The sequence below is a fragment of the Rhizobium sp. BR 249 genome, from assembly GCF_047445895.1.
In the GTDB taxonomy this organism is placed as follows: Bacteria; Pseudomonadota; Alphaproteobacteria; order Rhizobiales; family Rhizobiaceae; genus Rhizobium.
Map to the genome: position 1 here is coordinate 76,432 of NZ_JARWKX010000007.1, position 25,673 is coordinate 102,104.

23 protein-coding genes and 1 pseudogene are annotated in these 25,673 nt (G+C 62.0%); 16 read left to right on the forward strand and 8 right to left on the reverse strand.

The window, feature by feature from the left end; all coding sequences use genetic code 11:
- Positions 1–40: 40 nt before the first annotated feature.
- Together ctaD and coxB are read right to left on the reverse strand one after the other, a co-directional pair.
- The gene (gene ctaD, locus QD408_RS08880; RefSeq protein WP_088680694.1) at positions 41–1,738 is read right to left on the reverse strand and encodes a cytochrome c oxidase subunit I; all 1,698 of its coding nucleotides are present in this window, start codon (positions 1,736–1,738) and stop codon (positions 41–43) included.
- Positions 1,739–1,756: 18 nt separating this feature from the next.
- On the reverse strand, positions 1,757–2,641 hold the full coding sequence (gene coxB / locus QD408_RS08885) for a cytochrome c oxidase subunit II (protein ID WP_414139119.1): 885 nt from the start codon (positions 2,639–2,641) through the stop codon (positions 1,757–1,759).
- Between the two features lie 316 nt (positions 2,642–2,957).
- Between coxB and QD408_RS08890 the strand changes: the two genes are divergently transcribed.
- The 5 genes from QD408_RS08890 (at position 2,958) to QD408_RS08910 (ending at position 7,409) form a co-directional block, all read left to right on the forward strand.
- Positions 2,958–3,614: an invasion associated locus B family protein gene (locus tag QD408_RS08890; protein WP_414139049.1), complete on the forward strand. Its 657-nt coding sequence runs from the start codon at positions 2,958–2,960 to the stop codon at positions 3,612–3,614.
- Between the two features lie 77 nt (positions 3,615–3,691).
- Entirely contained in the window at positions 3,692–5,107 is a 1,416-nt protein-coding gene (tldD, locus tag QD408_RS08895) for a metalloprotease TldD (RefSeq protein ID WP_088680691.1), read from the forward strand.
- 16 nt (positions 5,108–5,123) lie between these two features.
- Positions 5,124–5,615: a GNAT family N-acetyltransferase gene (locus QD408_RS08900; RefSeq protein WP_414139050.1), complete on the forward strand. Its 492-nt coding sequence runs from the start codon at positions 5,124–5,126 to the stop codon at positions 5,613–5,615.
- A gap of 139 nt (positions 5,616–5,754) precedes the next feature.
- Positions 5,755–6,396 carry a DUF47 domain-containing protein gene (locus QD408_RS08905; RefSeq protein ID WP_414139051.1) on the forward strand — a complete coding sequence of 214 codons (642 nt, stop codon included), beginning with the start codon at positions 5,755–5,757 and terminating at the stop codon, positions 6,394–6,396.
- Complete coding sequence (locus QD408_RS08910) at positions 6,396–7,409, forward strand: anion permease (protein ID WP_414139052.1); 1,014 nt, start codon at positions 6,396–6,398, stop codon at positions 7,407–7,409. The genes QD408_RS08905 and QD408_RS08910 overlap by 1 nt, the downstream gene beginning before the upstream one ends.
- 34 nt (positions 7,410–7,443) lie before the next feature.
- On the opposite strand, the gene QD408_RS08915 is transcribed toward QD408_RS08910, so the two are convergent.
- On the reverse strand, positions 7,444–7,761 hold the full coding sequence (locus QD408_RS08915; RefSeq protein ID WP_414139053.1) for a pyrophosphatase: 318 nt from the start codon (positions 7,759–7,761) through the stop codon (positions 7,444–7,446).
- Positions 7,762–7,822: 61 nt separating this feature from the next.
- Positions 7,823–9,121, reverse strand: a complete 1,299-nt coding sequence (locus QD408_RS08920; RefSeq protein ID WP_088680686.1) for a D-alanyl-D-alanine carboxypeptidase family protein — start codon at positions 9,119–9,121, stop codon at positions 7,823–7,825.
- 304 nt (positions 9,122–9,425) lie between these two features.
- Here QD408_RS08920 and QD408_RS08925 point away from each other — a divergent pair, with 304 nt between their 5' ends.
- A complete protein-coding gene (locus QD408_RS08925; protein WP_414139054.1) occupies positions 9,426–10,463 on the forward strand; it encodes a polysaccharide deacetylase family protein in 1,038 nt (345 codons plus the stop codon).
- Between the two features lie 5 nt (positions 10,464–10,468).
- On the opposite strand, the gene pdxH is transcribed toward QD408_RS08925, so the two are convergent.
- On the reverse strand, positions 10,469–11,089 hold the full coding sequence (pdxH, locus tag QD408_RS08930) for a pyridoxamine 5'-phosphate oxidase (protein ID WP_088680685.1): 621 nt from the start codon (positions 11,087–11,089) through the stop codon (positions 10,469–10,471).
- 66 nt (positions 11,090–11,155) lie between these two features.
- Here pdxH and QD408_RS08935 point away from each other — a divergent pair, with 66 nt between their 5' ends.
- From QD408_RS08935 to QD408_RS08950, 4 genes are all read left to right on the forward strand, one after another.
- Positions 11,156–11,602: an RT0821/Lpp0805 family surface protein gene (locus QD408_RS08935; protein ID WP_088680684.1), complete on the forward strand. Its 447-nt coding sequence runs from the start codon at positions 11,156–11,158 to the stop codon at positions 11,600–11,602.
- A gap of 338 nt (positions 11,603–11,940) precedes the next feature.
- Complete coding sequence (locus QD408_RS08940; RefSeq protein WP_414139056.1) at positions 11,941–13,110, forward strand: DnaJ C-terminal domain-containing protein; 1,170 nt, start codon at positions 11,941–11,943, stop codon at positions 13,108–13,110.
- Between the two features lie 121 nt (positions 13,111–13,231).
- Positions 13,232–14,050 carry an enoyl-ACP reductase FabI gene (fabI, locus tag QD408_RS08945; RefSeq protein ID WP_088680683.1) on the forward strand — a complete coding sequence of 273 codons (819 nt, stop codon included), beginning with the start codon at positions 13,232–13,234 and terminating at the stop codon, positions 14,048–14,050.
- A gap of 25 nt (positions 14,051–14,075) precedes the next feature.
- The gene (locus QD408_RS08950; RefSeq protein ID WP_414139057.1) at positions 14,076–14,666 is read left to right on the forward strand and encodes a histidine phosphatase family protein; all 591 of its coding nucleotides are present in this window, start codon (positions 14,076–14,078) and stop codon (positions 14,664–14,666) included.
- A 100-nt stretch (positions 14,667–14,766) separates the two neighbouring features.
- On the opposite strand, the gene QD408_RS08955 is transcribed toward QD408_RS08950, so the two are convergent.
- Positions 14,767–15,027 carry a DUF1344 domain-containing protein gene (locus QD408_RS08955; RefSeq protein WP_003569889.1) on the reverse strand — a complete coding sequence of 87 codons (261 nt, stop codon included), beginning with the start codon at positions 15,025–15,027 and terminating at the stop codon, positions 14,767–14,769.
- A 244-nt stretch (positions 15,028–15,271) separates the two neighbouring features.
- On the opposite strand from QD408_RS08955, the gene QD408_RS08960 reads away from it, so the two are divergent.
- The 3 genes from QD408_RS08960 to ribB all read left to right on the forward strand — a co-directional run bounded on the left by QD408_RS08960 (position 15,272) and on the right by ribB (position 20,839).
- Positions 15,272–18,442, forward strand: a complete 3,171-nt coding sequence (locus tag QD408_RS08960) for an EAL domain-containing protein (protein ID WP_414139058.1) — start codon at positions 15,272–15,274, stop codon at positions 18,440–18,442.
- Positions 18,443–18,628: 186 nt separating this feature from the next.
- Entirely contained in the window at positions 18,629–19,726 is a 1,098-nt protein-coding gene (gene aroC / locus QD408_RS08965; protein ID WP_414139059.1) for a chorismate synthase, read from the forward strand.
- Positions 19,727–19,735: 9 nt separating this feature from the next.
- Positions 19,736–20,839: a 3,4-dihydroxy-2-butanone-4-phosphate synthase gene (gene ribB / locus QD408_RS08970; RefSeq protein ID WP_088680679.1), complete on the forward strand. Its 1,104-nt coding sequence runs from the start codon at positions 19,736–19,738 to the stop codon at positions 20,837–20,839.
- A gap of 187 nt (positions 20,840–21,026) precedes the next feature.
- Here ribB and QD408_RS08975 read toward each other — a convergent pair whose 3' ends face one another.
- Positions 21,027–22,217, reverse strand: coding sequence for a winged helix-turn-helix domain-containing protein (locus QD408_RS08975; RefSeq protein WP_414139060.1), 1,191 nt, complete (start codon positions 22,215–22,217; stop codon positions 21,027–21,029).
- A gap of 296 nt (positions 22,218–22,513) precedes the next feature.
- Here QD408_RS08975 and QD408_RS08980 point away from each other — a divergent pair, with 296 nt between their 5' ends.
- The 3 genes from QD408_RS08980 to QD408_RS08990 are packed head-to-tail and all read left to right on the forward strand — an operon-like array spanning position 22,514 to position 24,384.
- Positions 22,514–23,188: an energy-coupling factor ABC transporter ATP-binding protein gene (locus QD408_RS08980; RefSeq protein WP_088680838.1), complete on the forward strand. Its 675-nt coding sequence runs from the start codon at positions 22,514–22,516 to the stop codon at positions 23,186–23,188.
- A complete protein-coding gene (locus tag QD408_RS08985; RefSeq protein ID WP_414139061.1) occupies positions 23,188–23,796 on the forward strand; it encodes an energy-coupling factor transporter transmembrane component T family protein in 609 nt (202 codons plus the stop codon). The genes QD408_RS08980 and QD408_RS08985 overlap by 1 nt, the downstream gene beginning before the upstream one ends.
- A 24-nt stretch (positions 23,797–23,820) precedes the next feature.
- Positions 23,821–24,384: a biotin transporter BioY gene (locus tag QD408_RS08990; protein ID WP_088680676.1), complete on the forward strand. Its 564-nt coding sequence runs from the start codon at positions 23,821–23,823 to the stop codon at positions 24,382–24,384.
- A 112-nt stretch (positions 24,385–24,496) separates the two neighbouring features.
- On the opposite strand, the pseudogene QD408_RS08995 reads toward QD408_RS08990, so the two are convergent.
- Positions 24,497–25,636 (reverse strand): annotated as a pseudogene (locus QD408_RS08995) (acyltransferase family protein).
- Positions 25,637–25,673: the final 37 nt, after the last annotated feature.

The window sequence follows — 25,673 nt, forward strand, 5'->3', positions numbered from 1 at the left end:
GGACGCCATATCGGATACGGCGTCCTGATATCCGCGCAGATTACTTGATGCGCGGAAGCTGTTCCCACTGGTGATAGGGCGGCGGCGAAGGCAGCTGCCATTCGAGCGTCGTCGCACCCTCGCCCCACGGATTGTCGCCGGCGACGCGCTTCTTTGCGAAGGCTTCGAAGACGCAGAAGAGGAAGACCAATACGCCGAAGGCCGAGATATAAGAGCCGATGGACGATACGTAGTTCCAGCCTGCGAAGGCATCCGGATAATCGATGTAGCGGCGCGGCATGCCGGCGAGCCCGAGGAAGTGCTGCGGGAAGAACACCAGGTTGACGCCGATGAACATGATCCAGAAATGCAGCTTGCCGAGGAACTCGCTGTACAGGTAGCCGGTCATCTTCGGGAACCAGTAGTACCAGCCCGCGAAGATCGCGAAGACGGCGCCGAGCGACAGAACGTAGTGGAAGTGAGCCACGACGTAATAGGTGTCATGCAGCGAGCGGTCGAGACCGGCATTGGCGAGCTGGACGCCCGTGACGCCGCCGACCGTGAACAGGAAGATGAAGCCGATCGCCCAGATCATCGGCGTGCGGAACGAGATGGAACCGCCCCACATCGTCGCAATCCAGGAGAAGATCTTCACGCCCGTCGGCACGGCGATGACCATCGTGGCGAAGACGAAGTAGCGCTGCGCGTCGAGCGACAGGCCGACCGTGTACATGTGGTGAGCCCAGACGACGAAGCCGACAGCGCCGATCGCGACCATGGCGTAGGCCATGCCGAGATAACCGAAGACCGGCTTCTTCGAGAAGGTCGAGATGATGTGGCTGATCATGCCGAAGCCCGGCAGGATGAGGATGTAGACCTCGGGATGACCGAAGAACCAGAACAGGTGCTGGTAGAGGATCGGGTCGCCGCCGCCTTCCGGAGAGAAGAAGGAGGTGCCGAAGTTACGGTCGGTCAGCAGCATGGTGATGCCGCCTGCCAGGACCGGCAGCGACAGCAGCAGCAGGAAGGCGGTGATCAGCACGGACCAGGCAAACAGCGGCATCTTGTGCAGCGTCATGCCGGGGGCGCGCATGTTCAGGATCGTGGTGATGAAGTTGATCGCACCGAGGATGGACGAGGCGCCGGCAATGTGGAGCGCGAAGATCGCAAGGTCGACCGCCGGTCCGGGCGTGCCGCTCGTCGCCAGCGGCGGATACATCGTCCAGCCGCCGCCCGTGCCGTAGGCGCCTGCAGGGCCTTCGACGAACATCGACAGCAGCAGGAGAGCAAAGGCGGGAACGATCAGCCAGAAGGAGATGTTGTTCAGGCGCGGGAAGGCCATGTCGGGAGCACCGATCATGATCGGCACCATCCAGTTGGCGAAGCCGCCGATCATCGCCGGCATGACCATGAAGAAGATCATGATCAGCGCGTGCGCCGTCGTGAACATGTTGAACATCTGCTTGGCGCCGTCGATCGCGGCATCGCCCTCATAGCCGTAGACCATCGAGGCGAGGCCATGGAAGATCTGGATGCCCGGCTCCTGCAGCTCCATGCGCATGGCGACGGAAAGCGCGCCGCCGATGATGCCGGCAATGATCGCGAAGATCAGATAGAGCGTGCCGATGTCCTTGTGGTTCGTCGAGAACAGCCAGCGATTGGCGAAGCTCGGCTTATGCGAGTGATCGTGATGATCGTCATGCGCATGGTCGTGATGGGCGTGATCATGAGAATGATCGTGAGCGGAAGGTCCAGCCATTGTCCCGATCCCCTTTAATTACTGTGCTTCGGCAACGTCGACGGTCTTTGCGGGACCATCGGTTGCAGCCATGAGTGTCTTGTAGGCGCCGGGCAGGTCGCTGGCGGCCGTGGTCAGCCACTGCTTGTACTTGTCCTCGGAGACGACGCGGATGGCGATCGGCATGAACGCATGGTCCTTGCCGCAGAGCTCGGAACACTGGCCGTAGAACAGGCCTTCGCGCTCGGCCCTGAACCAGGTTTCGTTCAGGCGGCCCGGCACGGCATCGATCTTGACGCCGAAGGACGGCATGGCGAAGGCGTGAATGACGTCGGTGGGCGCCGCTGTCACGAGAACGCGAACAGTCTTGTTGACCGGCAGGACCAGCTCATTGTCCACGGCGAGAAGCCTTGGATAGACCGACTTGTCTTCCTTGCCGGCGGCCGCGCGGTCCTGATCCTTCAGGAGATAGGAATCGAAGGCGAGCGGGCTTTCGCCGGCACCTTCATATTCATAATTCCACTGCCATTGGGTGGCGGTCGCCTTGATCGTGACGTCCGGGTTTTCGGGCAGCGTCAGCTGCGCCGTCAGAAGATTGAACGAAGGAATGGCGAGAAAGAGCAGCACCAGGACCGGCCCCACGGTCCAGACCACTTCGATCAGCGTGTTGTGGCTCGTCTTCGACGGCACCGGGTTCGCGCTGGCGCGGAACTTGAAGCAGACGACAATGAGCAGGATCAGAACGAAGAGCGTGATCGGAACGATAAACCACAGGGTATATTGTTCGAACCAATGAATTTCCCGCATGATCGGCGTCGCCGCCGGCTGCAGCGTCGCCTGCCACGGCATCGGCTGGTCGGCATATGTGCCGGAAGCAAAAAGCAGACAGACCAGCGCGGTCAGAGCTGCATAAGCCTTCTTCATCACCTTATTATCTCCCTCGAGCGCTTGACCTGCAAAATCGAACGCAGAATCCTTGCCATCTTCAGCGCTTCAAACCACAGTTTGGCATTTGCCGCAACAGGCCAGAGCAATTGTCTATGCGGCATTTTTGCTTAAAGCGCAGGCAGGCCGGAACGGCAAAACATTCCAAGTTTTTCATCAGCATACGAAAAATCGCCTTTCCGGCCAATCCGATGCCCGAACATTCTTGCCGAAAGGTCCAATTTCTGCCGCAGTCCCCCGGTTTTCACGGGGTAGGGCTTTTCATTTTCAGTGGGCAGCTTCAACAATAGCGGCAATGATTCGATATCCAGAGGTTTTCATGGGTTTCCGTTCCCTCGCGCGGTCGCTTCTCCTGACCGCCAGCATCGCGGCCGCGGCGACGACGCCCGTTTTCGCGCAGCAGCCCGCCGCTCCGTCGCAGGCAAAGCCGCCCGCTTCGGCGCCGGCCCCTGCTCCGGCGCAGCAGCCCTCAGCCGCCAATCCGAATATCCAGGTGACGCCCGGCCAGACCCAACCGCAGGCGCCCGGCACGGTGAAATCCAATCATGGCGCATGGTCGGTCGTCTGCGACAAGCCGGCGGGTGCTGCGACCGAACAATGCGCGCTGATGCAGAACGTCATCGCCGAGGACCGGCCGGAGGTCGGGCTTTCCGTCGTCGTCTTGAAGACGGCCGACCGCAAGTCGAAGATTCTGCGGGTGCTGGCACCTCTCGGCGTTCTCCTGCCGAACGGGCTCGGGCTCAATGTCGACGGCAAGGATATCGGCCGCGCCTATTTCGTGCGCTGCTTCGCCGACGGCTGCTATGCCGAGGTCGTGCTCGAAGACGAGTTGCTCAAGACCTTCCGCAGCGGCGCCCAGGCAACCTTCATCGTCTTCCAGACACCGGAAGAAGGCATCGGCATCCCCGTCGATCTCAAGGGCTTCGCCGAAGGCTTCGACGCCCTTCCCTGAGACGCAGGGCTTGCTCGGACAATCCATCAGACCTACATCGGCTATGAGCACTCCTGCTCTTCAGCGGAGCATAAGACATGACCACCGATCTCCTGACGCTTTTCGATGCCGATGAAGCCGCGATGCGCGGTCTCGTCGCCGAAGCCTTGTCCGGCGCCGATGACGGCGAGCTCTTCATCGAACACGCGCAGGCGGAAGCGCTGACCTTCGACAATGGCCGGCTGAAGGGTGGCAGCTTCAATACCGAGCAAGGGTTCGGCCTGCGCGCGGTTGCCGGCGAAGCAGTGGGTTACGCCCATGCCGGCGATCTTTCCGTCTCGGCGCTGAAGCGGGCGGCAGATGCGGTCGGCGCCGTGACGCGCGGTTATTCCGGCTCTTACGCGGCAGCGCCCCAGGGCACGAACCGCAAGCTCTATACCGACGAAAATCCGATCGGCTCGCCGACCTTCGAGGAGAAGGTGAAGGTGCTGACCGATATCGACGCCTATCTCAGGAACAAGAACGACAAGGTGAGGCAAGTCACGGCTTCGGTGGCGGCAAGCTGGCAGGTGGTCGACATCCTGCGCGCCGATGGGCACCGCGTCCACGACATAAGACCGATGACGCGCATCAATATCTCGGTCGTGGTCGGTGAAGGCGAACGTCAGGAAAGCGGCTCCTACGGCCAGGGCGGCCGCATCGGCTTCGGTGATTTCATCGCGACCGGAAGCTGGCAATACGGTGCCGACGAGGCATTGCGCCAGGCGCTCGTGAACCTCGAAGCGATCGATGCGCCGGCGGGAACGATGGACGTCGTTCTCGGTTCGGGATGGCCTGGTGTCATGCTGCACGAGGCCGTCGGCCACGGGCTGGAAGGTGATTTCAACCGCAAGAAGACGTCGGCCTTTGCCGGGCTTCTCGGCCAGATGGTCGCGGCCCCCGGAGTCACCGTCGTCGACGACGGCACGATCGACAGCCGCCGCGGCTCGATCACCATCGACGACGAAGGCACGCCGTCCGCCTATAATGTGCTGATCGAGAACGGCAAGCTCGTCGGCTACATGCAGGACCGGCAGAACGCCCGGTTGATGGGCATGCAGCCCACCGGCAACGGCCGCCGCCAGGGTTATGCCCATGTGCCGATGCCGCGCATGACCAACACCTACATGCTCGGCGGCGACAAGACACCCGAGGAGATCATCGCCTCGGTGAAGAAGGGCGTCTACGCCGTCTCATTCGGCGGCGGCCAAGTGGACATCACCTCCGGCAAGTTCGTCTTCGGCTGCACCGAAGCCTATCTGATCGAGAACGGCAAGATCGGCGCGCCGATCAAGGGCGCCATGCTGATCGGCAACGGGCCGGATGCGATGAAGCGGGTGTCGATGATCGGCAACGACATGAAGCTCGACACCGGCATCGGCAATTGCGGCAAGGCCGGCCAATGGGTTCCCGTCGGCGTCGGCCAGCCGCATCTGCGCATGGATCAGGTCACTGTCGGCGGCACGCAGGCCTGAGGCGGGAGGCTCATCGATGGCGGACGTGGAAATCAGAGCTTTCACCGTCGATGACGCCGACGACGTGCTTTCGGTGATCCTGCCGATCCAGCGCGAGGAGTTCGGCATCAATATCACCGCGGATGCGCAGCCCGATCTCAGGGTCATCCCGGATTACTACCAGTCCGGCAAAGGGCAGTTCTGGGTCGCCGTCTGGAACGGCGCCATCGTCGGAACGCTCGGGCTCAAGGATATCGGCAACAACCAGGCGGCGCTGCGCAAGATGTTCGTCTCAGCGGAGGTTCGCGGCCGTGAGCATGGCGTGGCGGCGCGGCTTCTCGACCGGTTGTTCGCCCATGCCAGGGAGACCGGCCTCACCGATATCTTCCTCGGCACGACCGACAAATTCGTCGCCGCGCACCGCTTCTACGAGAAGAACGGCTTTAGCGAGCTTGCGAAGGCGGACCTGCCCCGATCGTTTCCGCTGATGGCGGTGGACAGCAAATTCTACCGATATAAGCTCGACTGACTTCGCGGCGGCACTGTCATAAATCTGTCATAAATCACAATTCGCCCCTATCGCATCAACAACATAGAGTTTAGGACACGGGCTGTCATAAGGACGGCCTGTTTTCGCCGTCCATAGCGCAGACCTAATCGAGGTGATCATGCTTGGCTGGTTTCGAAAGTTGATGCCACGTGAAGACCGTTTCTTCGAACTCTTCGAACAACACTCCAAGACGATCGTCGAAGCCTCACAGGCTCTCGACAGGCTGCTGTCAGGGGTCGAGATCGAGCGTCAATGCGAGACGATCGTACGGTTGGAAGACCAGGCCGACAATATCACACGCGAAGTCATGCAGGCCGTCCGGCGAAGCTTCATCACGCCTTTCGATCGCGGAGACATCAAGGATCTCATCCAATCCATGGATGATGCGATCGATATGATGCACAAGACCGTCAAGACCATTCGCCTCTTCGAGCAGAGCAGCTTCGATCCCGGCATGCGGGAGATGGGCAAGACCGTCGTCGAGGCGGCCGTTCTTATTGCCGAAGCGATCCCGTTGCTTGATCGCATCAGCGCCAATGCACCGCGGCTTTTGGCGATCGTCGAGCAGGTTACGAGTGTGGAAGGGCGATCCGACGAACTGCATGACCAGGGGCTCAAGGATCTGTTTCGCCGGCACGGTACCGGCAATGCGATGGCCTATATGATCGGCAGTCAGATCTACGGTGAGCTGGAAAAGGTGGTCGACCGTTTCGAGGATGTCGCCAATGAGATCAGCGGCATCGTAATCGAGAATGTCTGATGGATGCCGCCCTCGCTTTTCCCCTTCTCGTCGGCCTCATCGGCATTGCCTTGCTGTTCGATTTCCTCAACGGTTTGCATGATGCCGCCAACTCGATTGCAACAATCGTATCGACGCGGGTTCTAAGGCCGCAATATGCCGTCTTCTGGGCGGCCTTCTTCAATTTCATCGCTTTCCTGTTCTTTGGGCTTCATGTCGCCGAGACCCTCGGCACCGGAATCATCGATCCGGGAATCGTCACGCCGCAGGTGATTTTCGCAGCGCTCATCGGCGCCATCGTCTGGAATGTCGTGACCTGGATATTCGGCATCCCCTCCAGCTCCTCCCATGCGCTGGTCGGCGGCCTGGTCGGAGCGGGCCTGGCCAAAACGGGAATGAGCTCGATTGTCTGGAGCGGTCTTTTCAAGACGGGTGCGGCAATCGTCATGTCACCGATGATCGGCTTTCTTCTCGCCTTGTTCCTCATCCTGGCGGTGTCCTGGATCTTCATCCGGCAGACCCCGTTCGCAGTCGACCGGTCGTTTCGCTTCCTGCAATTCGTATCCGCGTCACTTTATTCGCTCGGCCATGGCGGCAACGACGCCCAGAAGACCATGGGCATTATCGCCGTCCTTCTCTATTCACAGGGCTACCTCGGCGGCAGCTTTCACGTACCCTTCTGGGTCGTGCTTTCATGCCAGGCCGCGATGGCGCTCGGCACGCTGTTCGGCGGCTGGCGCATCGTTCATACGATGGGATCGAAGATCACCAAGCTGAACCCGATGCAAGGCTTCTGCGCCGAAACGGGCGGCGCCTTGACGCTCTTCGGCGCCACATGGCTCGGCATACCCGTTTCGACAACGCACACCATCACCGGCGCCATCATCGGCGTCGGCGCGGCAAGGCGCGTGTCTGCCGTCCGGTGGGGGCTGGCGGGCAACATCGTGGTCGCATGGGTCGTCACCCTGCCGGCGGCGGCGATCATTTCCGCGCTCTCGTTTTGGTTCGTAACCGGATTGAGCAAAATCTTTTGACGTCGATGCCATTCGGGTAGAGATCGCGCGGCGCTTAAGCTTTCGGCGTCTCTACGGGCTGAAACAGCCATTTCCGCTCGATCGCCGCGGCAAGATCGATATCGTTGCGACGGGCGAAAAGCAGGAGATGGCCGAGGACGTCGGCGGTCTCATCGGCAAGGTCTCGCTGCATATCTTCAGATGAGCGGCCCTTTGCACGGCCGCGGCCTGTCAGCCGGTTCCATGCCTGCGTCAGCTCGCCCATTTCCTCCTGCAGTTTCAGCAGAAACCAGTCGTCATCGCGCTCGATGCCGTTGGCTGCGACATGGACAGAGGAAGAGGTTTCGAACTGGTCGGCGAGACGGCGCAGCATGGGCGTTCTCCTTTTGTTTATGGAGGAGACGCTGATTCCCGATGAAAGTCCAGAGCGGCGGTCAGCCGTGTTCCGGCAGCAGCATGCAGTCATAGGAACGCTGCTTCAGCGCATCGCAGGCAGAAACGGCAGCGTCCTTGCTGGCGAAGCCGACGAAGCGGGCGCGGTAGATCCTGTTTGCCCCCTGCCCGACGGCCTCGGTATAGGGTGAAGCGGAAACGAGCGGGGCGCCGCCTTCCGACTGCGCCTGGGCGAGAAGAGCACGGGCGGCATCGGCGCTGGGCGCGGCCGAGATCTGTATCTGCCAGTTTCCGCCGGTCTTTTCCGTCGCGGTCTTCGGCGCCTTGCCGGCATTCAGGATCTCGTCCATCGCGGTCGGACGTTCGAGCGGTACGACGGCATCGTCGGCATAGGCCAGGCTGTTCTCAGCCAGGTTCTTCGGCGCGGCTTCGCCGTCCGGGCGCGGCGCGCTCAGCGGCACCGGAACATCGGAAGCATCTGCGGCCGAAGCGACTTCGACGGATTCCTTGGCGCCGACGCTTGCAACCAGCCTGGCACCGCCGGAAGACGAGGCGCGGCCGAGATAACGGTCGAGCAAACCAGCCATCTTGGCATCGCGGCTGCGGGCGGTGCGGCCGCCGAGCACGACACCGACGACACGGCGGTTGCCGTCCTTCACGGCGCTGACGAGGTTGAAGCCGGAGGCATTGGTGTAACCCGTCTTGATGCCGTCCATGCCCTGGTAGCGATACATGAGATTGTTGTGGCCGCGGACTGTCCGGCCGCGGAAATTGAAGCTTGCCGCCGAAAACAGCCGGTACTCGTTCGGATAGTTCTTCATCAGCGCCACCGCGAGCGTCGACATGTCGCGCGCCGTCGTGACCTGGCTGCTGTTCGGCAGGCCTGACGCGTTGACGAAGACGGTGCGGCTCATGCCGAGCTGGCGCGCCTTCGCGGTCATCATCCGGGCAAAGCCGCTTTCCGAGCCGCCGAGCTTCTCGGCCATGGCGGCGGCGGCATCGTTGGCGGATTTGACGATCATGCCATAAACCGCCTCGCGCACGGTGATCGTGCCGCCCGCCTTGACGCCGAGCTTGGTCGGCGGCCTTGCTGCGGCATATTTCGACATCTTGATCGGCGTGTCCCAGCTGATCTTCCCGCGTTTCAGAGCCTCGAAGGTAAGGTAGAGCGTCATCATCTTCGTCAGCGAGGCGGGATGGTTCAGCGTATCGGCGTTCTCGGAGGCGAGAACCTTGCCGGTGCGGGCATCGAGGATGAGCGAAGCGCTGCCGGCCAGGGCAGCAAGAGGCGCCGAAACGGCAAGCGTTACGGTCAAAACAGCCGCCAAAAGCTTTCTCATGCACTTCCCCTCAATGCGCTTGGTCTCGATAAGACCGGCACTTGTGCCGTAATGTGACAGAAGCCGCAAGTTTGGCGCGACTTTGCGGCAACGCCTACCGTTTTTCTAGTCTTTTCATCGTCTTGGTTAACAAGAACGAAAAAAGCTGTGCAGTATCGGGATTCAGCAAGGCTTAAGTTGCACCTGCTAGTTTCGGCAAAACTAGAGCATTTCCCGATTTCTCCAAGCCAAAAATGCTCTCTTTTCGTTTCACGCATTCCGGACGCAAGGCCTTGCGGGAATTGCTCAAATGGGCGGGCGCCGCATGACGGGACAATTGAAGCGACTGGCAAAACGCGCGGCGATCGGCGCCGGGCTCGAGGCATCCTGGCTTCTCGCCTTGGCCGGCCGGATGCGCGCGGCGCGCGGGCGCGGCGTCGTCTTCACGCTGCATCATGTCCGCCCGCACGCGCCTCAGGCTTTCGAGCCGAACGCACATCTCGAAATCACCCCCGGCTTTCTCGACGCGGCGTTGCGGCAATTGAAACGGGAGGGCTACCGCTTCGTGCCGCTCGATGCCGTGCCAGCATTGCTGGCCGAGCCCGAGGGCGCGCAGCCGTTCGCCGCCTTCACGCTCGACGACGGATACCGCAATAATCTGGAGCATGCGCTACCCGTCTTCGAGCGGCATCAGGCGCCGTTCACGGTGTTCGTCGCCCAAGGCTTCGCCGAGGGCTCGCACAGCATCTGGTGGGAGACGCTCACCGTCCTGCTGCGCCAGGCGCCGGAACTGCGTTTTGACTTCGGCCGCGGCAGGGAGCGGCTTGCGCTCGACAGTCCGCAGCAGCAATGGAACGCTTTCGATCGTTTCGCCGCTTACATCCACCGCTCCGACGAGGCCTTCGCCGTCGCTGCCATCGACCTGCTGGCACGGGAAAACGGCATCGAGCCGACAGACATCACGCGCGACCTGGTGATGGGACCCGGCGAATTGCAGTGGCTCGCCAGGCGTCCGCTCGCAGCGCTCGGCGCCCATACGATCAGCCATCGCGCGCTTGCCCGCCTGCCCGAGGCCGAAGCGCGAATCGAGATGCAGGCTTCGGCGGATTACGTCGAGGCGGTGACCGGCATTCGCCCGAGGACGATCGCCTATCCCTACGGCACGCCTGAGGCCGCGACGGCCCGCGAGGCGCAAATATCAGCCAATCTCGGCTTTGCGATCGCCGTCACCACGCAACCGGGCCTGCCGGCAGCCGGCCGGACCGCCTATCTGCCGCGCATTTCGCTCAACGGCTTCTACCAGAAGCGACGCTACGTCTCCGCACTCGCCTCCGGCATCCCGCTGAAGCTCATGGGCAGGTAGATCCCTCAGGGATACATCCGCACCTTTTCCCATTCGCCTTCCGGTGACGGCCGGCGAAATTCGATACGGTCATGCAGGCGGAATTTCTGGTCCTTCCAGAATTCGATCGACGTCGGCCGGATGCGGAAGCCGGACCAGTGGGCGGGACGCGGAATCTCGCCGATGGCATAGCGCGCGGTATATTCGGCCACCGCTTTCTCCAGCGCGAATCGGCTTTCGAGCGGGCGGGATTGTTTGGAAGCCCAGGCGCCGATGCGGCTGCCGCGCGCACGTGTTTTAAAATAGGCATCCGCTTCGGCATCGGGCACGATCTCGACCGGGCCGCGCAACCGCACCTGGCGCCGCAGGCTTTTCCAGTGGAAACACATGGCGGCTTTTTTCTGCCCCAAGATTTCGCGACCTTTCTGGCTCTCGAAATTGGTGTAGAAGACGAATCCGTCTTCGTCGAATCCCTTCAGGAGAACCATGCGGACATTGGGAAGACCATCCTCGTCGACCGTCGCCAGAGCCACGGCATTCGGGTCATTGGGTTCGGAGGCCTCGGCTTCCTTCAGCCATTCGGCAAAGAGCTTGAAGGGCTCGCCACTTTCGGTAAAGTCACCGCTTGTTAACTCGTTTGCCGACATATTGGTTCAAATGCCCCGGATTATTCAACAGGCGCCCAGCTTTTCAATGACTGGACAGGACGCAGGGTGGAAGTCATAGCAAAGTCATATCGCCATACAAAGAGCCTGCGACGACTCTTCGTCACTGGCGTTGCGATGCTGTCGCTTTCGGGCTGCGTCGGCAGCGGCATGGACTTTCTGAGCGAAGCAAAGGTCGACCGGTCGGTGGCAACCGGCACCGTACCGCAGACGCCGCCGAGCACCGATACGCTCTCCGACGAAATGACCGTGCGCAACGCCGTAACGTCCGCCGACGTGCATAGGCTCGAAGGCCAGCCGCTTCCCTGGGCGAATGCATCGACGGGCAGCGCCGGTGTCATCGATACGATCGTCGAGAACAATGAATCGGGCCAGGTCTGCCGCCAGTTCCGCACGACGCGCCATTCCTATGTCGGCATCGCCAAATTCTACGGCAAGACGTGCCTCGTCGGCGGCGGCAACTGGCAGCTCCTGAGCTTCCAGCCGGAAAGCTGATCCGGCAACGGATTCCCGGGAAAGCCCTGCTCTGCTCCGCAATTCTAAGCCCTGCGGCGTCTTTACGCGCCTGAAACGACGTGCTGCGCCGAGGAAGTTAACGGCCAGGCACTTTCTGCCAAATGCTTAGCAAAGAGCTAACCATTTACAGCAAAACACCTCCCATCTCCCGACAGAAATAAGAAGTGATTAGCAACTCGGCCGCACGATCGATGTCGAGAGTGGCTTTCCCTGCCTTTGCGGCGGGTGGCGGCCGGCGAGTTGATATTGGACTTTTGATATTGGGCGGGATGCCGGGCAAGGACAGCGCCCGCCGCATCGCAACACCGGCGGTTTACATGCGCGATCCTTACAAGATTCTCGGCGTCAAGCGTGACGCTGCGGCAGACGAGATCAAGGCGGCCTGGCGCAACATGGCCAAGGCCGTCCATCCCGATCACAATCGGGACGATCCGACCGCCGCCGCCCGGTTCGCCGAGATCGGCCGCGCTTACGAAACGCTGAAGGATCCGCGCAAGCGCAGCCTGTTCGACAATGCCGTGCGCATGGCGGAAGCCAAGAAGCAGGAACAGACAATCATGCAGCAGCGCCAGGCCGCACGCGAAGCGGCCGTCCGCGCCAAGGCGGCGCAGGCCAATGCCGAGCGTGTGATGGAAGAGCTGGCGCGAGCCGCCCAGAAGGCGGCGGCCGACAGTTCCAGGCAACAGGCCGGCACTGGCGAAGCGGCCGAGGAGATGGTGGAGCGGATCTTCGGTGCGCGGGCGGCGGCCGGCGGCCAGGCGCAGAGCCGCGCTCATCAGGCCCCCAACCAGCAGCCACAGAACCAGACACAGGCCGAAGCCAGCAAGCGCATGGATGGCGACGACGCCGAGGGCGACATCAAAGGCGACGGCGAGACCGGCGAGGCTGCGGCCAATGGCGCCGCCAACCTGTCACTGCCGCTCAGCATCCTGACGTCGCTGGTGCGCCGCTTCACCGGCGCCAAGGATACGGGGCTGGAAAAAGCGCCCGACGAGGTGACGACTGCCACTGTCACGATCGACGACGTCCTGAAGGGCAGTTGGGTTACGGCCTCGCTGCCGGAAGGCCGCGAAATCGGCTTCGCCCTGCCGGCCGGCACGACGGATGGTCATGAGGTGCGGCTCAAGGGACAGGGATTCAAGCTGCCCGGCATGCAGCGCGGCGATGCCGTCATCGCCATCCGCATCGCGCCCGATCCGCGCTTCACGGTCGACGGTTTCGATCTGCGCGCCGTCCTGCCGCTCAGCATCGAAAATGCCGTGCTCGGCACCGAGGCTCGCATCGATGGGCCGAGCGGGCCGCTCACCGTGACTGTTCCCGCATGGTCCGGCTCGGACAAGACGATCCGGATTCCCGACCAGGGATTGCCTCGCGAAGAGGGTGGCAGGGGCGATCTCGTCGTCGAATTGCGCATCATGCTGTGGGAAAAACCCGACGACAAAGTCACCGATCTCATGAGAAGCATGCGCGAAGGCCTGTTCCTGTGAAATTTTTATGACAATCGCACCCTTTGTTACGATCCCTAACAGTTGATGATCCAGGCCAAGCTTGAACCGATTAACGGCCTATGCCATAGGCAGGATCGATCAGATTCCTAGGGAGCGAAATATGGCTCAAGCATCCGGCCTCATGGCAGGCAAACGCGGCGTCATCATGGGTGTCGCCAACAATCGTTCGATTGCGTGGGGTATTGCCAAGGCCATTCATGCACAGGGCGGAGAAGTCGCGCTCACCTACCAGGGCGATGCGCTGAAGAAGCGCGTCGAACCGCTCGCGGCCGAAATCGGCGCGACGCTGGTCGGCCACTGTGACGTCGCCGACGAATCCACCATCGACGAAGTTTTTGAGAATGTCGAAAAGCTATGGGGCAAGATCGACTTCCTCGTGCATGCGATCGGTTTCTCCGACAAGGACGAACTGACCGGCCGCTACGTCGACACCTCGCCCGATAACTTCGCCAAGACGATGCAGATCTCGGTCTATTCCTTCACCTCCGTCGCACGCCGCGCCGAGAAGCTGATGACGGAAGGCGGTTCGATGCTCACCCTCACCTACTACGGTGCGGAAAAGGTGATGCCGAACTATAACGTCATGGGTGTCGCCAAGGCCGCGCTCGAAGCGAGCGTCAAATATCTCGCCGTCGACCTCGGACCGCAGAACATCCGCGTCAACGCCGTGTCGGCCGGACCGATCAAGACGCTCGCCGCTTCGGGCATCGGCGATTTCCGCTACATTCTGAAGTGGAACGAATACAACGCGCCGCTGCGCCGCACCGTCACCATCGAGGAAGTCGGCGATGTCGGCCTCTATCTCCTGTCGGACCTGTCGCGCTCCGTCACCGGCGAAGTGCATCATGCCGACAGCGGTTATCACGTCATCGGCATGAAGGCGGTCGACGCTCCCGACATTTCGGTCGTCAAGGACTGATTTCTCCATAGGCGGAGCCGAGACCGTGCTTATCTACGTGATCAGACACGGCCAGACCGACTGGAATGCCGAGCGCCGCCTGCAGGGCCAGAAGGATGTCCCGATGAATGCTGTCGGGCTTGAACAGGCCCGGCAGAACGGCCTCGCGCTTCGCGGCATTCTCGGCGACACGGTGGATGAATTCGATTTCGTCGCAAGCCCGCTCGGACGCACGCGCGCGACGATGGAAATCGTCCGCACGGCAATGGGCCTGCCGCCGCTTGCCTACCGCACCGATCCAAGGCTGGTGGAGATTTCCTTCGGCGATTGGGAAGGCTCGACCCTCAAGGAATTGAAGGCGACGCAGCGCGAGCGGGTGGCGGAACGCAACGCCTCGAAATGGGATTTCATCCCGCCCGGCGACGATGCCGAAAGCTACGAAATCCTCTCCTGGCGCACTGGCTCGTGGTTGAGCTCCGTCGATCGCCCGACCGTCTGCGTGACCCATGGCGGCGTCATTCGCACACTGTTCCAGACGATCGCCGATCTGCCGAAAAGCAGCGCCGCCGAAGGCGGTATCCCACAGGACCGAATCGTCAGGATCGACACGAGCGAACGGACGATCGTCTGGCTGTAAGAAGAGCCGAAAATCTGCAGCTGTTTTGTGATGATACGTGTAGACAGTGAAAAGCGCGTCGCTGACCCCTGTCAACGCGACACGCTTCCATCAGGCCTGCCTACTTGACGATGTCGAGATCGTTGATGACGCGCTTCCCGTCGACCTCGGTATAGAAGACGATGACCTTCACGCCGGCTTCGAGGCCGTCGAAATTGAATTCTTCGGGCGCCTGATAGGTCTTGCCGTCATCGAGCGTCAGCACGAGATTTGCCGTATCGACCTTCTTGATCGTCGCCTCCACATCGGCGCTCTCGGCAAAACCGCTCATCGGCGACAGGAAGCTTGCTGTAGCCAAAAGCGTGGCGACGACGAAACGCATGGCGACAATCCTTTTGAAACGCTGCACGAGAACATGACCGGCCACAGATAAGCTCCTGAATATGGCGAAAATTGCCCGTAACAATGGCTTTTCCCGCCCAATTGATGAATAGGATTTTAAATATAATCAAGATGCCGCGTTAACCGTGCCTTTCTCCTCCTCCGCAACTTTTCGGCATTGCACACGGGCAAGCGTAAATTAACCCTCGCGCCCTACAGTTGCTCGCAAACACGGGGGTCTCACTTTGCTATCCAGACTCGGCGACAGCAAGCAGCTGCGGCACATATTGAAGAATACCCGTGTCTCGTTTCTGGTTTCGTCGCTTGTCGCCCTCGTCGTCATCATGGTGGGCTTCGCCCTCGACCGGGCCAATACTGCATCCCATGTGCGCGAACTTCATATCCGCACCGAAAACGAGACGAATCTCATCCGCGCCCGCGTCATGGCGCAGATCAGCATGGACCTCAGCATCGTTCGAGACCTTTCCAATCTGATCTCCATCAGCAGCGCTACGAACGGCGAGGAGATGGAACGCCAGATCAACTGGCTGCTGATCCAGAACCCGTCTTTCATGCATATCGCCGTCGCGCCTGATTTCATCGTCAACGCGGTCCACCCGCCGCAATCCGGCGCCGAGCGGGTAGGCCGCGATGTGAGAGAGGCCCTCTTCTCGCGCCGGGCGATGACGCCGGCGGCCGTCGACCAGACGGCGCGCTTTTATGGCCCGATCAGGGCCGCCGGCCGGGAGGCCTTCGCCATCTTCTTTCCGGTCTTCGTCAAGGAGAACGGCGAGCGGCGGATCTGGGGCGCGGTCGAGGTCACCATCGACCAGAAGATGTTTTACGAGGCGGCCGGCCTGATGCCGGCGCGCGACCGCGAGAACCAGGAACGTTATCCCCATCTCGACCATCTCTCGGTCGCCATCCGGGATATCGGCGCGGCAGGCACGACGGCAGCGCCGTTCTTCGGCCCGTCCGATATCGACGGCCAGGAGCCGGTGCGCCGGAAAATCGCTTTTGCCGGAGGCAAGTGGGAGCTTTCGGCGATTCCGGCCGGCGGCTGGGAGGCGATCCCCGAGAACCGGACGGAGGTGCGCCTGATCGTCGTTGCCGCCGGCTGCATCATCATCATTCCGATCTTCTTCGCCACACTCCTGCTCGGCGAACGCAACCGCAACATCACCGAGCTGGAAACGCGCGAAGCAAAACTGCTGGAACTGTCGCAGCGGCTCAATCTGGCGCTTGAATCCTCCAATATCGGCATCTGGGAATTGCAGGATCATTCGAGCAGCCTGCTCTGGGATACTCGCGCCGCCGCCCTGCACGGCAAGGCGGCGAAAGAAGGAAGCCGGCCGCTCGACGAATGGCTGGCGGCGATCCTGCCCGAGGACCATGAAATTGCCGAGGTGCATTTCTTCAGCTGCAGCATCGCCGGCACCGCCTGCACGGGGCAATACCGCGTCAGGCTTGCCGATGGCGGCATCCGCCACCTGCGCTCGGTCGGCGCCTTCTATACGGATGCCGGCGGCGCCGGAAAGACGATCGGCATCGTCTGGGACGTGACAGCCGATGCGGAGACCACCGACACGCTGCGCAGGGCCAAGGATACGAGCGAGGTCAAGAACGCGGAACTGGAGCTGGCCCTCGAGGAGCTCTCAGCTCGCGAGGGGCAACTCGCCGAGCTTTCGAGCCGGCTCGACCTGGCGCTCAATTCCTATCAGTGCGGCATATGGGAGGCCCGACCCGGCCGGGGAGGCTCGATCTGGAACGAGCGGATGCACGAGCTCTACGGGCTTGCACCCCGCAACGGCTTCATGACCGAGGACATCTGGCTCAATTGCATCCACCCGGAAGACCGGGTGCTGGCGCTCGAAAGCGCGCGCCATTTCAAGCAGGCCGGCGATACCCACACCCTCGTCTGCCGCGTGATATCAGGCGACGGCTCGGTGCGGTATGTGCGCTCGGTCGGCAAGGTCCACCAGACGGCAGGCGGCGAAATGAAAATCATGGGCATCGCCTTCGATGCCACCGAAGACGTGCTGATGACGATCCGGCTGAAGGCAGCCAAGGACGAGGCGGTCGCCAAGAACATGGAGCTCGAGCTTGCCAAGAACAGGATCGAGCACAATTCGCTGCACGACCCGCTGACCGCACTCGCCAATCGCCGCAAACTCGACATCGCCCTGGAAAACCTGACAAATGACGGCGCCCGGCAGCGGCAGAAATTCGCGATCCTCCACATCGACCTCGACCGCTTCAAGGAAATCAACGACACGCTCGGCCATGCCGCCGGCGACGCGATGCTGGTGCACGCCTCGAAGGTGCTCGCCAAGAACGTCCGCGGCAGAGATATCGTCGCGCGTATCGGCGGCGACGAATTCGTCATCCTCGCCTTGAATGTCGGCGACGAGGAGATGGCCGAGCTATCGACGCGGATCATCGAGGAGATGCGCCAGCCGATCGATTTCCAGGGATTTTCCTGCCGCTGCGGCGTGTCGATCGGCGTGGCGCTCGCCAACGGCATCCATGTCGACGCGCGAAAGATGCTGATCAATGCCGATATCGCGCTCTACCGCGCAAAGAGCATGGGCCGGAACCGCTTCGAATTCTTCAATCACAATCTCCAGACCGATATCGTCAACACCAAGCGCACTGCCGACGAAATTCTCGCCGGCATCGACGATGGCGAATTCACCGCCTGGTATCAGCCGCAATTCTGCGCCCGCACGATGGAACTGACGGGGGTCGAGGCGCTGGTGCGCTGGAAGCATCCGTCCAAGGGGCTGCTGACGCCCGACAAGTTCCTGCGCATCGCAGGCGAGATCAATGTCGTGCAGACGCTCGACCGGATCGTCCTGGAGACCGCGCTGCGCGACAGGATGCGCTGGGCGGCGCGCGGCATTACCGTTCCCCAGGTCTCCGTCAACGTCTCGGCGCGGCGGCTGCATGACGGCAGCCTGCTGGAATCGCTGGCCGACCTCAATATCCGCCCCGGCGAGCTTTCCTTCGAATTGGTTGAATCGATCTTCCTCGATGAGAGCGAGGACGTCGTCTCGCACAATCTCGAACGCATCAAGGCGCTCGGCATCGATATCGAGATCGACGATTTCGGCACCGGCCATACCTCGATCGTCAGCCTGTTGAAGCTGAAGCCCAAGCGCTTGAAGATCGATCGCCAGTTGGTGCAGCCGATCATCGGCTCCTCGCAGGAGCGCACGCTGGTCAGCTCGATCATCGAGATCGCCCGGTCGCTCGGCGTCGAGACGGTGGCCGAAGGTGTGGAAACCGCAGCCCATGCCGAACTGCTGCGCGATCTCGGCTGCGATATCCTGCAGGGCTATGCCTTCTCGCAGCCCCTCTCCTTCGACGACTTCGCCGCCGAAGCGGCCGGAACCGGCTGGCGTCTGGCGTCATGACCGCTGCCCGCCGGGCGAGTTCGCTTCCGTTGTTCGCAAAAGACGGAAACAGCATTTCCCCCGCAGGCCGGTTTCGCGCAAAGAAAGGCTTTTGCCGCAGCGGTTTTTTGGCCTATGAGTGTCGCGCCTTTTTCAGCAATGGCGCGGCCGGCGGCGACCGGCCCTGACGCGCCACCGTGGGAACATATGTCGCACAATACATTCGGTCACCTCTTCCGCGTAACCACCTGGGGCGAAAGCCATGGCCCGGCGCTCGGCTGTGTCGTCGACGGCTGCCCTCCGGGGCTGCGCTTCAAGCTCGAGGACCTGCAGGTCTGGCTCGACAAACGCAAGCCGGGACAGTCCCGCTTCGTCACCCAGCGGCGCGAGGACGATTTGGTAAAGGTGCTGTCCGGCGTCATGCTCGATGCCGATGGCGAGACGATGACGACGACCGGCACACCGATCTCCATGCTGATCGAAAACACCGACCAGCGTTCCAAGGATTACGGCGAGATCGCCCGGCAATACCGCCCCGGCCATGCCGATTATACCTATGACCTCAAATACGGCATTCGCGACTATCGCGGCGGCGGCCGCTCCTCGGCGCGCGAGACCGCAGCAAGGGTTGCGGCCGGCGGCATCGCCCGCCTCGTCGTGCCAGGCGTGAGCGTGCGCGGCGCGCTGGTGCAGATCGGCAAGCACAAGATCGACCGCGGCAACTGGGATTGGGACCAAGTGGGCCAGAACCCGTTCTTTTCCCCAGATGCCGCAATCGTCCCAGTCTGGGAAGAATATCTCGACGGCATCCGCAAGAATGGTTCCTCGATCGGCGCGGTCATAGAAGTCGTTGCCGAAGGCGTGCCCGCCGGCCTTGGCGCGCCGATCTATGCCAAGCTCGACCAGGACATCGCCTCGCTGCTGATGTCGATCAACGCCGTCAAGGGCGTCGAGATCGGCAATGGTTTTGCCGCCGCCGAAACCTCCGGCGAAGACAATGCCGACGAGATGCGCATGGGCAATGACGGCACGCCGATCTTCCTTTCCAACAATGCCGGCGGTATTCTCGGCGGTATTTCCACCGGCCAGCCGATCGTGGCGCGTTTCGCCGTCAAGCCGACGTCCTCGATCCTGACCGACCGCCAGTCGATCGATGCCGATGGCAAGAATGTCGATATCCGCACCAAGGGCCGGCACGACCCCTGCGTCGGCATCCGCGCCGTGCCGATCGGCGAGGCGATGGTCGCCTGCGCCATCGCCGACCATTATCTTCGCGACCGCGGCCAGACCGGCCGCCTGAAATAGGAGCGCCCCATGTCTTACGATCAGAAGCGCGTCGTCGACGCCATCCGGGCCTTCGAAGCCGGCGAAATCGTCGTCGTCATGGACGACGACGACCGTGAGAACGAAGGCGACCTGATCGTCGCGGCCGTCCATACCACGCCGGAGAAGATGGCCTTCATCGTGCGCCATACATCGGGCATCGTCTGCGCGCCGATGCCGAAGGAGGAGGCCAAGCGCCTCAACCTCAACGCCATGGTGGCGGAAAACGATTCAGCCCACACGACGGCCTTCACCGTCTCGGTCGACTTCAAGCACGGCACGACGACGGGCATTTCCGCCGACGACCGCACGCTGACGGTGCGCAACCTTGCCAACCCGAATGTGGGTGCGGCCGATTTCGTCCGTCCCGGCCATATCTTCCCGCTGGTTTCCCGCGAAGGCGGCGTGCTGATGCGCTCGGGCCATACCGAAGCCGCCGTCGACCTCTGCAAGCTCGCCGGCCTGCCGCCGATCGGCGTCATCTCCGAGCTCGTCAACGACGACGGCACCGTCACACGCGGCCAGCAGGTCGTCGATTTCGCCGCGCAGCACGGCCTGAAGCTTCTCTCCGTCGCCGATCTCATTGCCTATCGCCAGCGCAAGGAAACCCTGGTCGAACACGGCACGAGCTTCGACATCGACACGCCGTTCGGCAAGGCGAAGGCCCATACCTATTCCCTGCCCTGGGACCCGATGCAGCATCTCGCCGTCGTCTTCGGCGACATTCGCGACGGCGTCGATATCCCGGTGCGCCTGCATCCGGAGAATGTCGCCGACGATCTCTTCGGCAAGAACAGCCCCGTCGATTTCTACATGCAGAAGATCGCCGAGGAAGGCCGCGGCGTCATCGTCTATCTGCGCGAAGGCTCCGTCGGCGTCGGTCATTACGATAACGGCCGCAAGGCCCGCAGCCAGGGCCGCGAGGCCCATGTCGAAGCGCAGACGCGCGAGAGCGAATGGCTGGAAATCGGCCTCGGCGCGCAGATCCTCAAGGATCTCGGCGTCAGCTCGATCAAGCTGCTCGCCAGCCGCGAGCGGCACTATGTCGGCCTGGAAGGTTTCGGCATCAAGATCAGCAAGACGGAGATTTGCTGAGGGGAGATCCTCTCCTCCCTCATTCCTGTGCTCGTCACAGGAATCCAGCCACCGCGCGTCCGCGCGGTGAATGACTCAATGCGAGCTTGAAGAAGAGTTTCTCACCCCCAAGGACTTGGGGGTGCTGGATCCCTGTGACGAGCACAGGGATGAGGGAGTTCACGATAACCCGCGGAGATTAATTCGACTACCCTCGCCACCCGTCCAAAAGCACGACCTTCTCCACGCCCGCAAACCGTGCCACCCGATCCAGCTCCGCCTCCAGCCTCTCCAGCCGCCCGGCCGAAGGTTTCATGCCCGGTTCCAGCCAGAGCCGCCTGACATCGAGCGTCGATTTCTTGCGGTCCGCCTTCATGTCGATACGGCCGATCAGCCTATCGCCTTCGAGCAGCGGAAAGACATAGTAGCCATATTCGCGCTTCGGCTCGGGCACGAAAACCTCGATGCGGTAGAAGAAGCCGAAGAGGCGTTCGGTGCGGTTGCGGTCGCGGATCATCGGGTCGAAGGGGCTGAGCACGCGGATGCGTGGCGGAGCGTCCGGATAGATGTCGAGCGTCGAGAGAAAATCGGCAAAGGCCCAGGACGGGCGCGGCTTGCCGCCGGGCGCCGGTTCGATCAGCACTTCGGTCAGTTCATCGCGATGGGCTGCGACCCAGGCCTTGGCCTCATCGGGCGAGACAAGAGCCCAAAAGGCGGCGATTTCGCCGTGGGTGGCGAAACCGAGACGGGCAAGAGCACTTTGGCAGGCCCAGTCGACGAATTCCTCGCGACCCACCTCCGGCTCGCGGAATTCGGCGGGGATGACGCGCTCCGTCAGATCGTAGATCTTCTGGAAATTAGAGCGGCCGGCGATGGCGAACTTTCCGGTGTGCCAGAAATATTCGAGCGCCGTCTTGTTCGGATGCCAGTTCCACCAGCCGCCGGAGACGTGGCCATCGGCCTTGACGTCGCGCGCCAGCATCGCGCCGTCGCGCTGGACGCGCTCATAGGTCTCATCGAAAGCCGCTTCGAAGCCCTCGCCGCGCCATTTGCGCCAGCGTTCGACGAGGACCTTCTCCTGATGGCGGAACTTGTGTTTCCAGTAGACGAAGAAGGAACTCGGCAGGATGGAGGCGTCGTGCGTCCAGTGCTCGAACAGCGTGCCGTCCTTTTCGAGCAGCGCCGTCAGATGCTCGCGCCTATAGGTCTGGTTGCGGGAAAACAGGATCTGATGATGCGCGCGCTCCACCGTCTGGATGCTGTCCACCTGGACGAAGCCGAGATCATGGATGAGCTGCAACAGCCCCGCCTTGCTCAAGGCGCGGTTCGGTGGAGCGCTGAGGCCCTGCTTGGCGAGGAAGACACGGCGGGCATCGGAGTTGGAAAGCAGATTCGTCATCAGCGCATCATAATCCGGAAAATCTTCCTAGCCACCCGATATCGCCATCGGATATCGACAGCGAGATTTGTGCTTTGTAGAAGCAGTGCTGTCGGGTTGGCGCCAATGGCAGCGTCTGCGGCTGCCCCTCACCCTAACCCTCTCCCCGCACGCGGGGAGAGGGGACGTGCCATGTGAGACATGGATGGGGACGGAGAGGTAGCGGCATCTCCCCTTCGCCCCGTTTACGGGGAGAAGGTGGCGGCAGCCGGATGAGGGGCTTCGGCACCCCTCCCATGAAAAATGCGAGGAACGATTTGGATATTCGCTTCGAAGGCGCCGGGGTCAGTTTCGGGACACGGGTGGCGCTGCAGCCGCTGACGCTCGGAATCAGCGGCAAACGTATCGGCGTCATCGGGCTCAACGGCTCGGGCAAGACGACTTTCGCACGGTTGATCAACGGATTGACGAAGCCTTCGGTTGGGCGAGTCATCGTCAACGGCCGCGACATGAGCGGCGAGAAGACCGCCGCAAGCGATGTCGGCTTCATCTTCCAGTCGCCGCAGAACCAGATCATCCTGCCGATCGTCAGAGACGACATCGCCTTCGGGCTGAAGCGGCGCGGCTTCACCAAGGCGGAAATCGAGGCGAAGGTCGAGGGCGTGCTCGCCCGCTTCGGCGCCGAGGCTCTGGCCGATCGCCGGGCGCACGAGCTTTCCGGCGGAGAGCTGCAGATGGCAGCCCTCTGCTCCGTGCTGGCGACGGGGCCGAGCATTCTCATCCTCGACGAGCCGACCAACCAGCTCGACCTGAAGAACCGAGCACTGGTCGAGAAGATCATCGCCGGGCTCCCGGAAAGCGCCATCGTCATCACCCATGATCTGGAATTGATCGCCGGCTTCGAGCGGGTGCTGCTGTTTCATGAAGGACGGCTTGCCGCGGATGCGCCGGCTGCCGAAGCGATCGCGCGCTACAGGGAGATCGCCGCCTGATGCAGTCGCTCTATGTCGAAGGCAACAGTGCGATGCACCGGCTTTCGCCGCGGGTAAAACTGGTGGCGCTCGCGATCTTCAGCATCGTGGTGTTCATCAGCGAGAACATCGCCCTGCTTTCTCTCGCCGTGCTCATGACGGCGATCGCCTGGCGCATGGTCGGCATGCCTTTGGCGGACGGGCTGAGACGGCTGCGGCCGGTCTTCCTGACCATCGCCATCGTGGCGCTCTTCAACCTCATCTTCAACCACTGGCACGACGCACTGGTGACCCTGCTGCGGCTGACGGCGCTGATGCTTCTGGCCGCCACTGTCACGGCGACGACGACCATTGCGCAGTTCATCGACGAGGTGACCGCGCTTGCCCGCCCGCTGGAGCGTACCGGCCGGGTGCAGGCCGACGATATCGGCCTGGCCATCGGGCTCGTCCTGCGCTTCGTGCCGGAGATTCTCAACCGGTATCAGGCAATCCGCGAGGCACATCAGGCGCGCGGGCTGCAGATCCGGCCGATTACATTGCTCGCGCCGCTGATCATCCTGACGCTCAGGGATGCGGATAATGTCGCGTCGGCGATTGACGCGCGCGGCATTCGGCGGCATGGGAGTTAACGATTTACAAATACGGAGTTCATGATGAGCACCCGCGACCTCGTTCTTACCGCCCTCTTTGCCGCGATCATCGTGGCGCTCGGTCTGCTGCCGCCGATCACGCTCGGCTTCATTCCGGTGCCGATCACCGCCCAGACGCTCGGGGTGATGATGGCCGGCGTGGTGCTCGGCGCCCGGCGCGGCGCGATTGCCGTGCTCATCGTGCTGGCACTGGTCGCGGCTGGCCAGCCGGTACTCTCCGGCGGCCGCGGCGGCCTTGCCATCTTCGCCTCGCCGTCGGCTGGCTTCCTGATCGGCTGGATTTTCGCCGCCTTCGTCACCGGTTATCTCAGCGAGCGGCTGGTCAACCATCAGCAATCCGGTTTGGTGCAGGGCGTGAGCTTCTTTCTCGCCGCCGTGATCGGCTGCATCGCCGTGCTCTACGTCTTCGGCATCACCTATCTCGCGACCGCCGGCGGCATGGGCTTCCAGAAGGCCTTTATCGGCTCGATGGTCTTCATTCCCGGCGACGTGATCAAGGCTTTCGTCGCAGCGCTGCTTGGCCGCGCCGTCATGGTCGGCTATCCCCTGCTGCCAGCACGCGCCTGAGCGTGTAAGCCCGTTTATCCAGCAATGGCCGCCTTCCCGAGGGCGGCCATTGCGTGTCCAATGTCCTGCAGGCACTCACCAGTGCGGCGACAGGGCTGCAGGAAGAGCCGACCTAAACCCGGGACTCCTTCGTCTGCAAAGCTGCGGCGCGTTGCCCAAACCTGTCGAAGATCGATCGCAAGGCACTGCGGATCGGAGGCTCCCCCCATTTGCACACGGCCAGCGACAACGCACAGACGATCGCAACGGCCAAGGCCAGCGCCATCAGCGGCGTCATCCCTAGATCGGTCAGCCAATCGAGAAGTTGGACGCCGATCGCGAAATGCAGGAGATAGAGCGGGTAGGTCATCGCGCCGAGGGTTTTGACCGATTTGAGCAAGGACCCCGGCAGGCGGCTGATCCGCTCGCCATAGCCTACGCTCGCAACGATAAATATCAGCCCCGCCACCCAAATCGAGATTGCCGGAAACGGCGAGAAGGGATGCCCTACTGCGGCAAGAGTGCGATCGCTGGTGTTCTCGCCTGCCATGTATATTTGGGCCACTCCCGTTCCCAGAGCGCAGATGAAACCCAGCCAGGAAACTCGGCTCATCCGGCCTTGAGACAAACGCCATATGTAAATGCCGATGGCAAATTGGCAGCCATAGTAAAAGGGTATGGCCCGCCAGGCGGTGTCCGTGAATACGGCCAGGACGGCCGAATCCGGAAAGGCAGATAACAGGGCAATGAAAGCCGTGCTGGCCAGCGACAGGCCGAGCGCCAGGGCGGGCATCCTCATCTTTTGTCCGGCCGCACACATGATGAAAACGAGGGCGTAGAAACAAATCTCACAGGCCAGGGTTCAATATTGGCCATCGATCCACGGCCCGCCGGGATAAAGCGTGATCGACCGCAGATAATTCTTGATGATGCGCCTGTTCACGTCTTGCGTGGCGATGACAATCAGCGTCAGCGACGCGCAGATCCATACGGCCGGATAGAGCCGCAGAATCCGCCCTTTGAGAAAGGACATGGCGCTGGCGGAAGCGGCGGAGTTGACGATGACGAATCCCGATATGACGAAAAACAATTCGACGCCAACCCAACCCGGCTGTGCGATATTCTCGATCAGCGGCATCTTGTACGGCCTGAGATATAAGGGCGAAGCCCAGGAAGCAAATCCGAGATGAAACACCGTCACCATCAGCGCACACACAAATCGCAATGCGTCGATCCCGTAAATATACGGGCTTCCCGCCGCAGGTTTTGCCATATTGATTGTCTCCAACACCTTCGCCCAGCACCGCCTC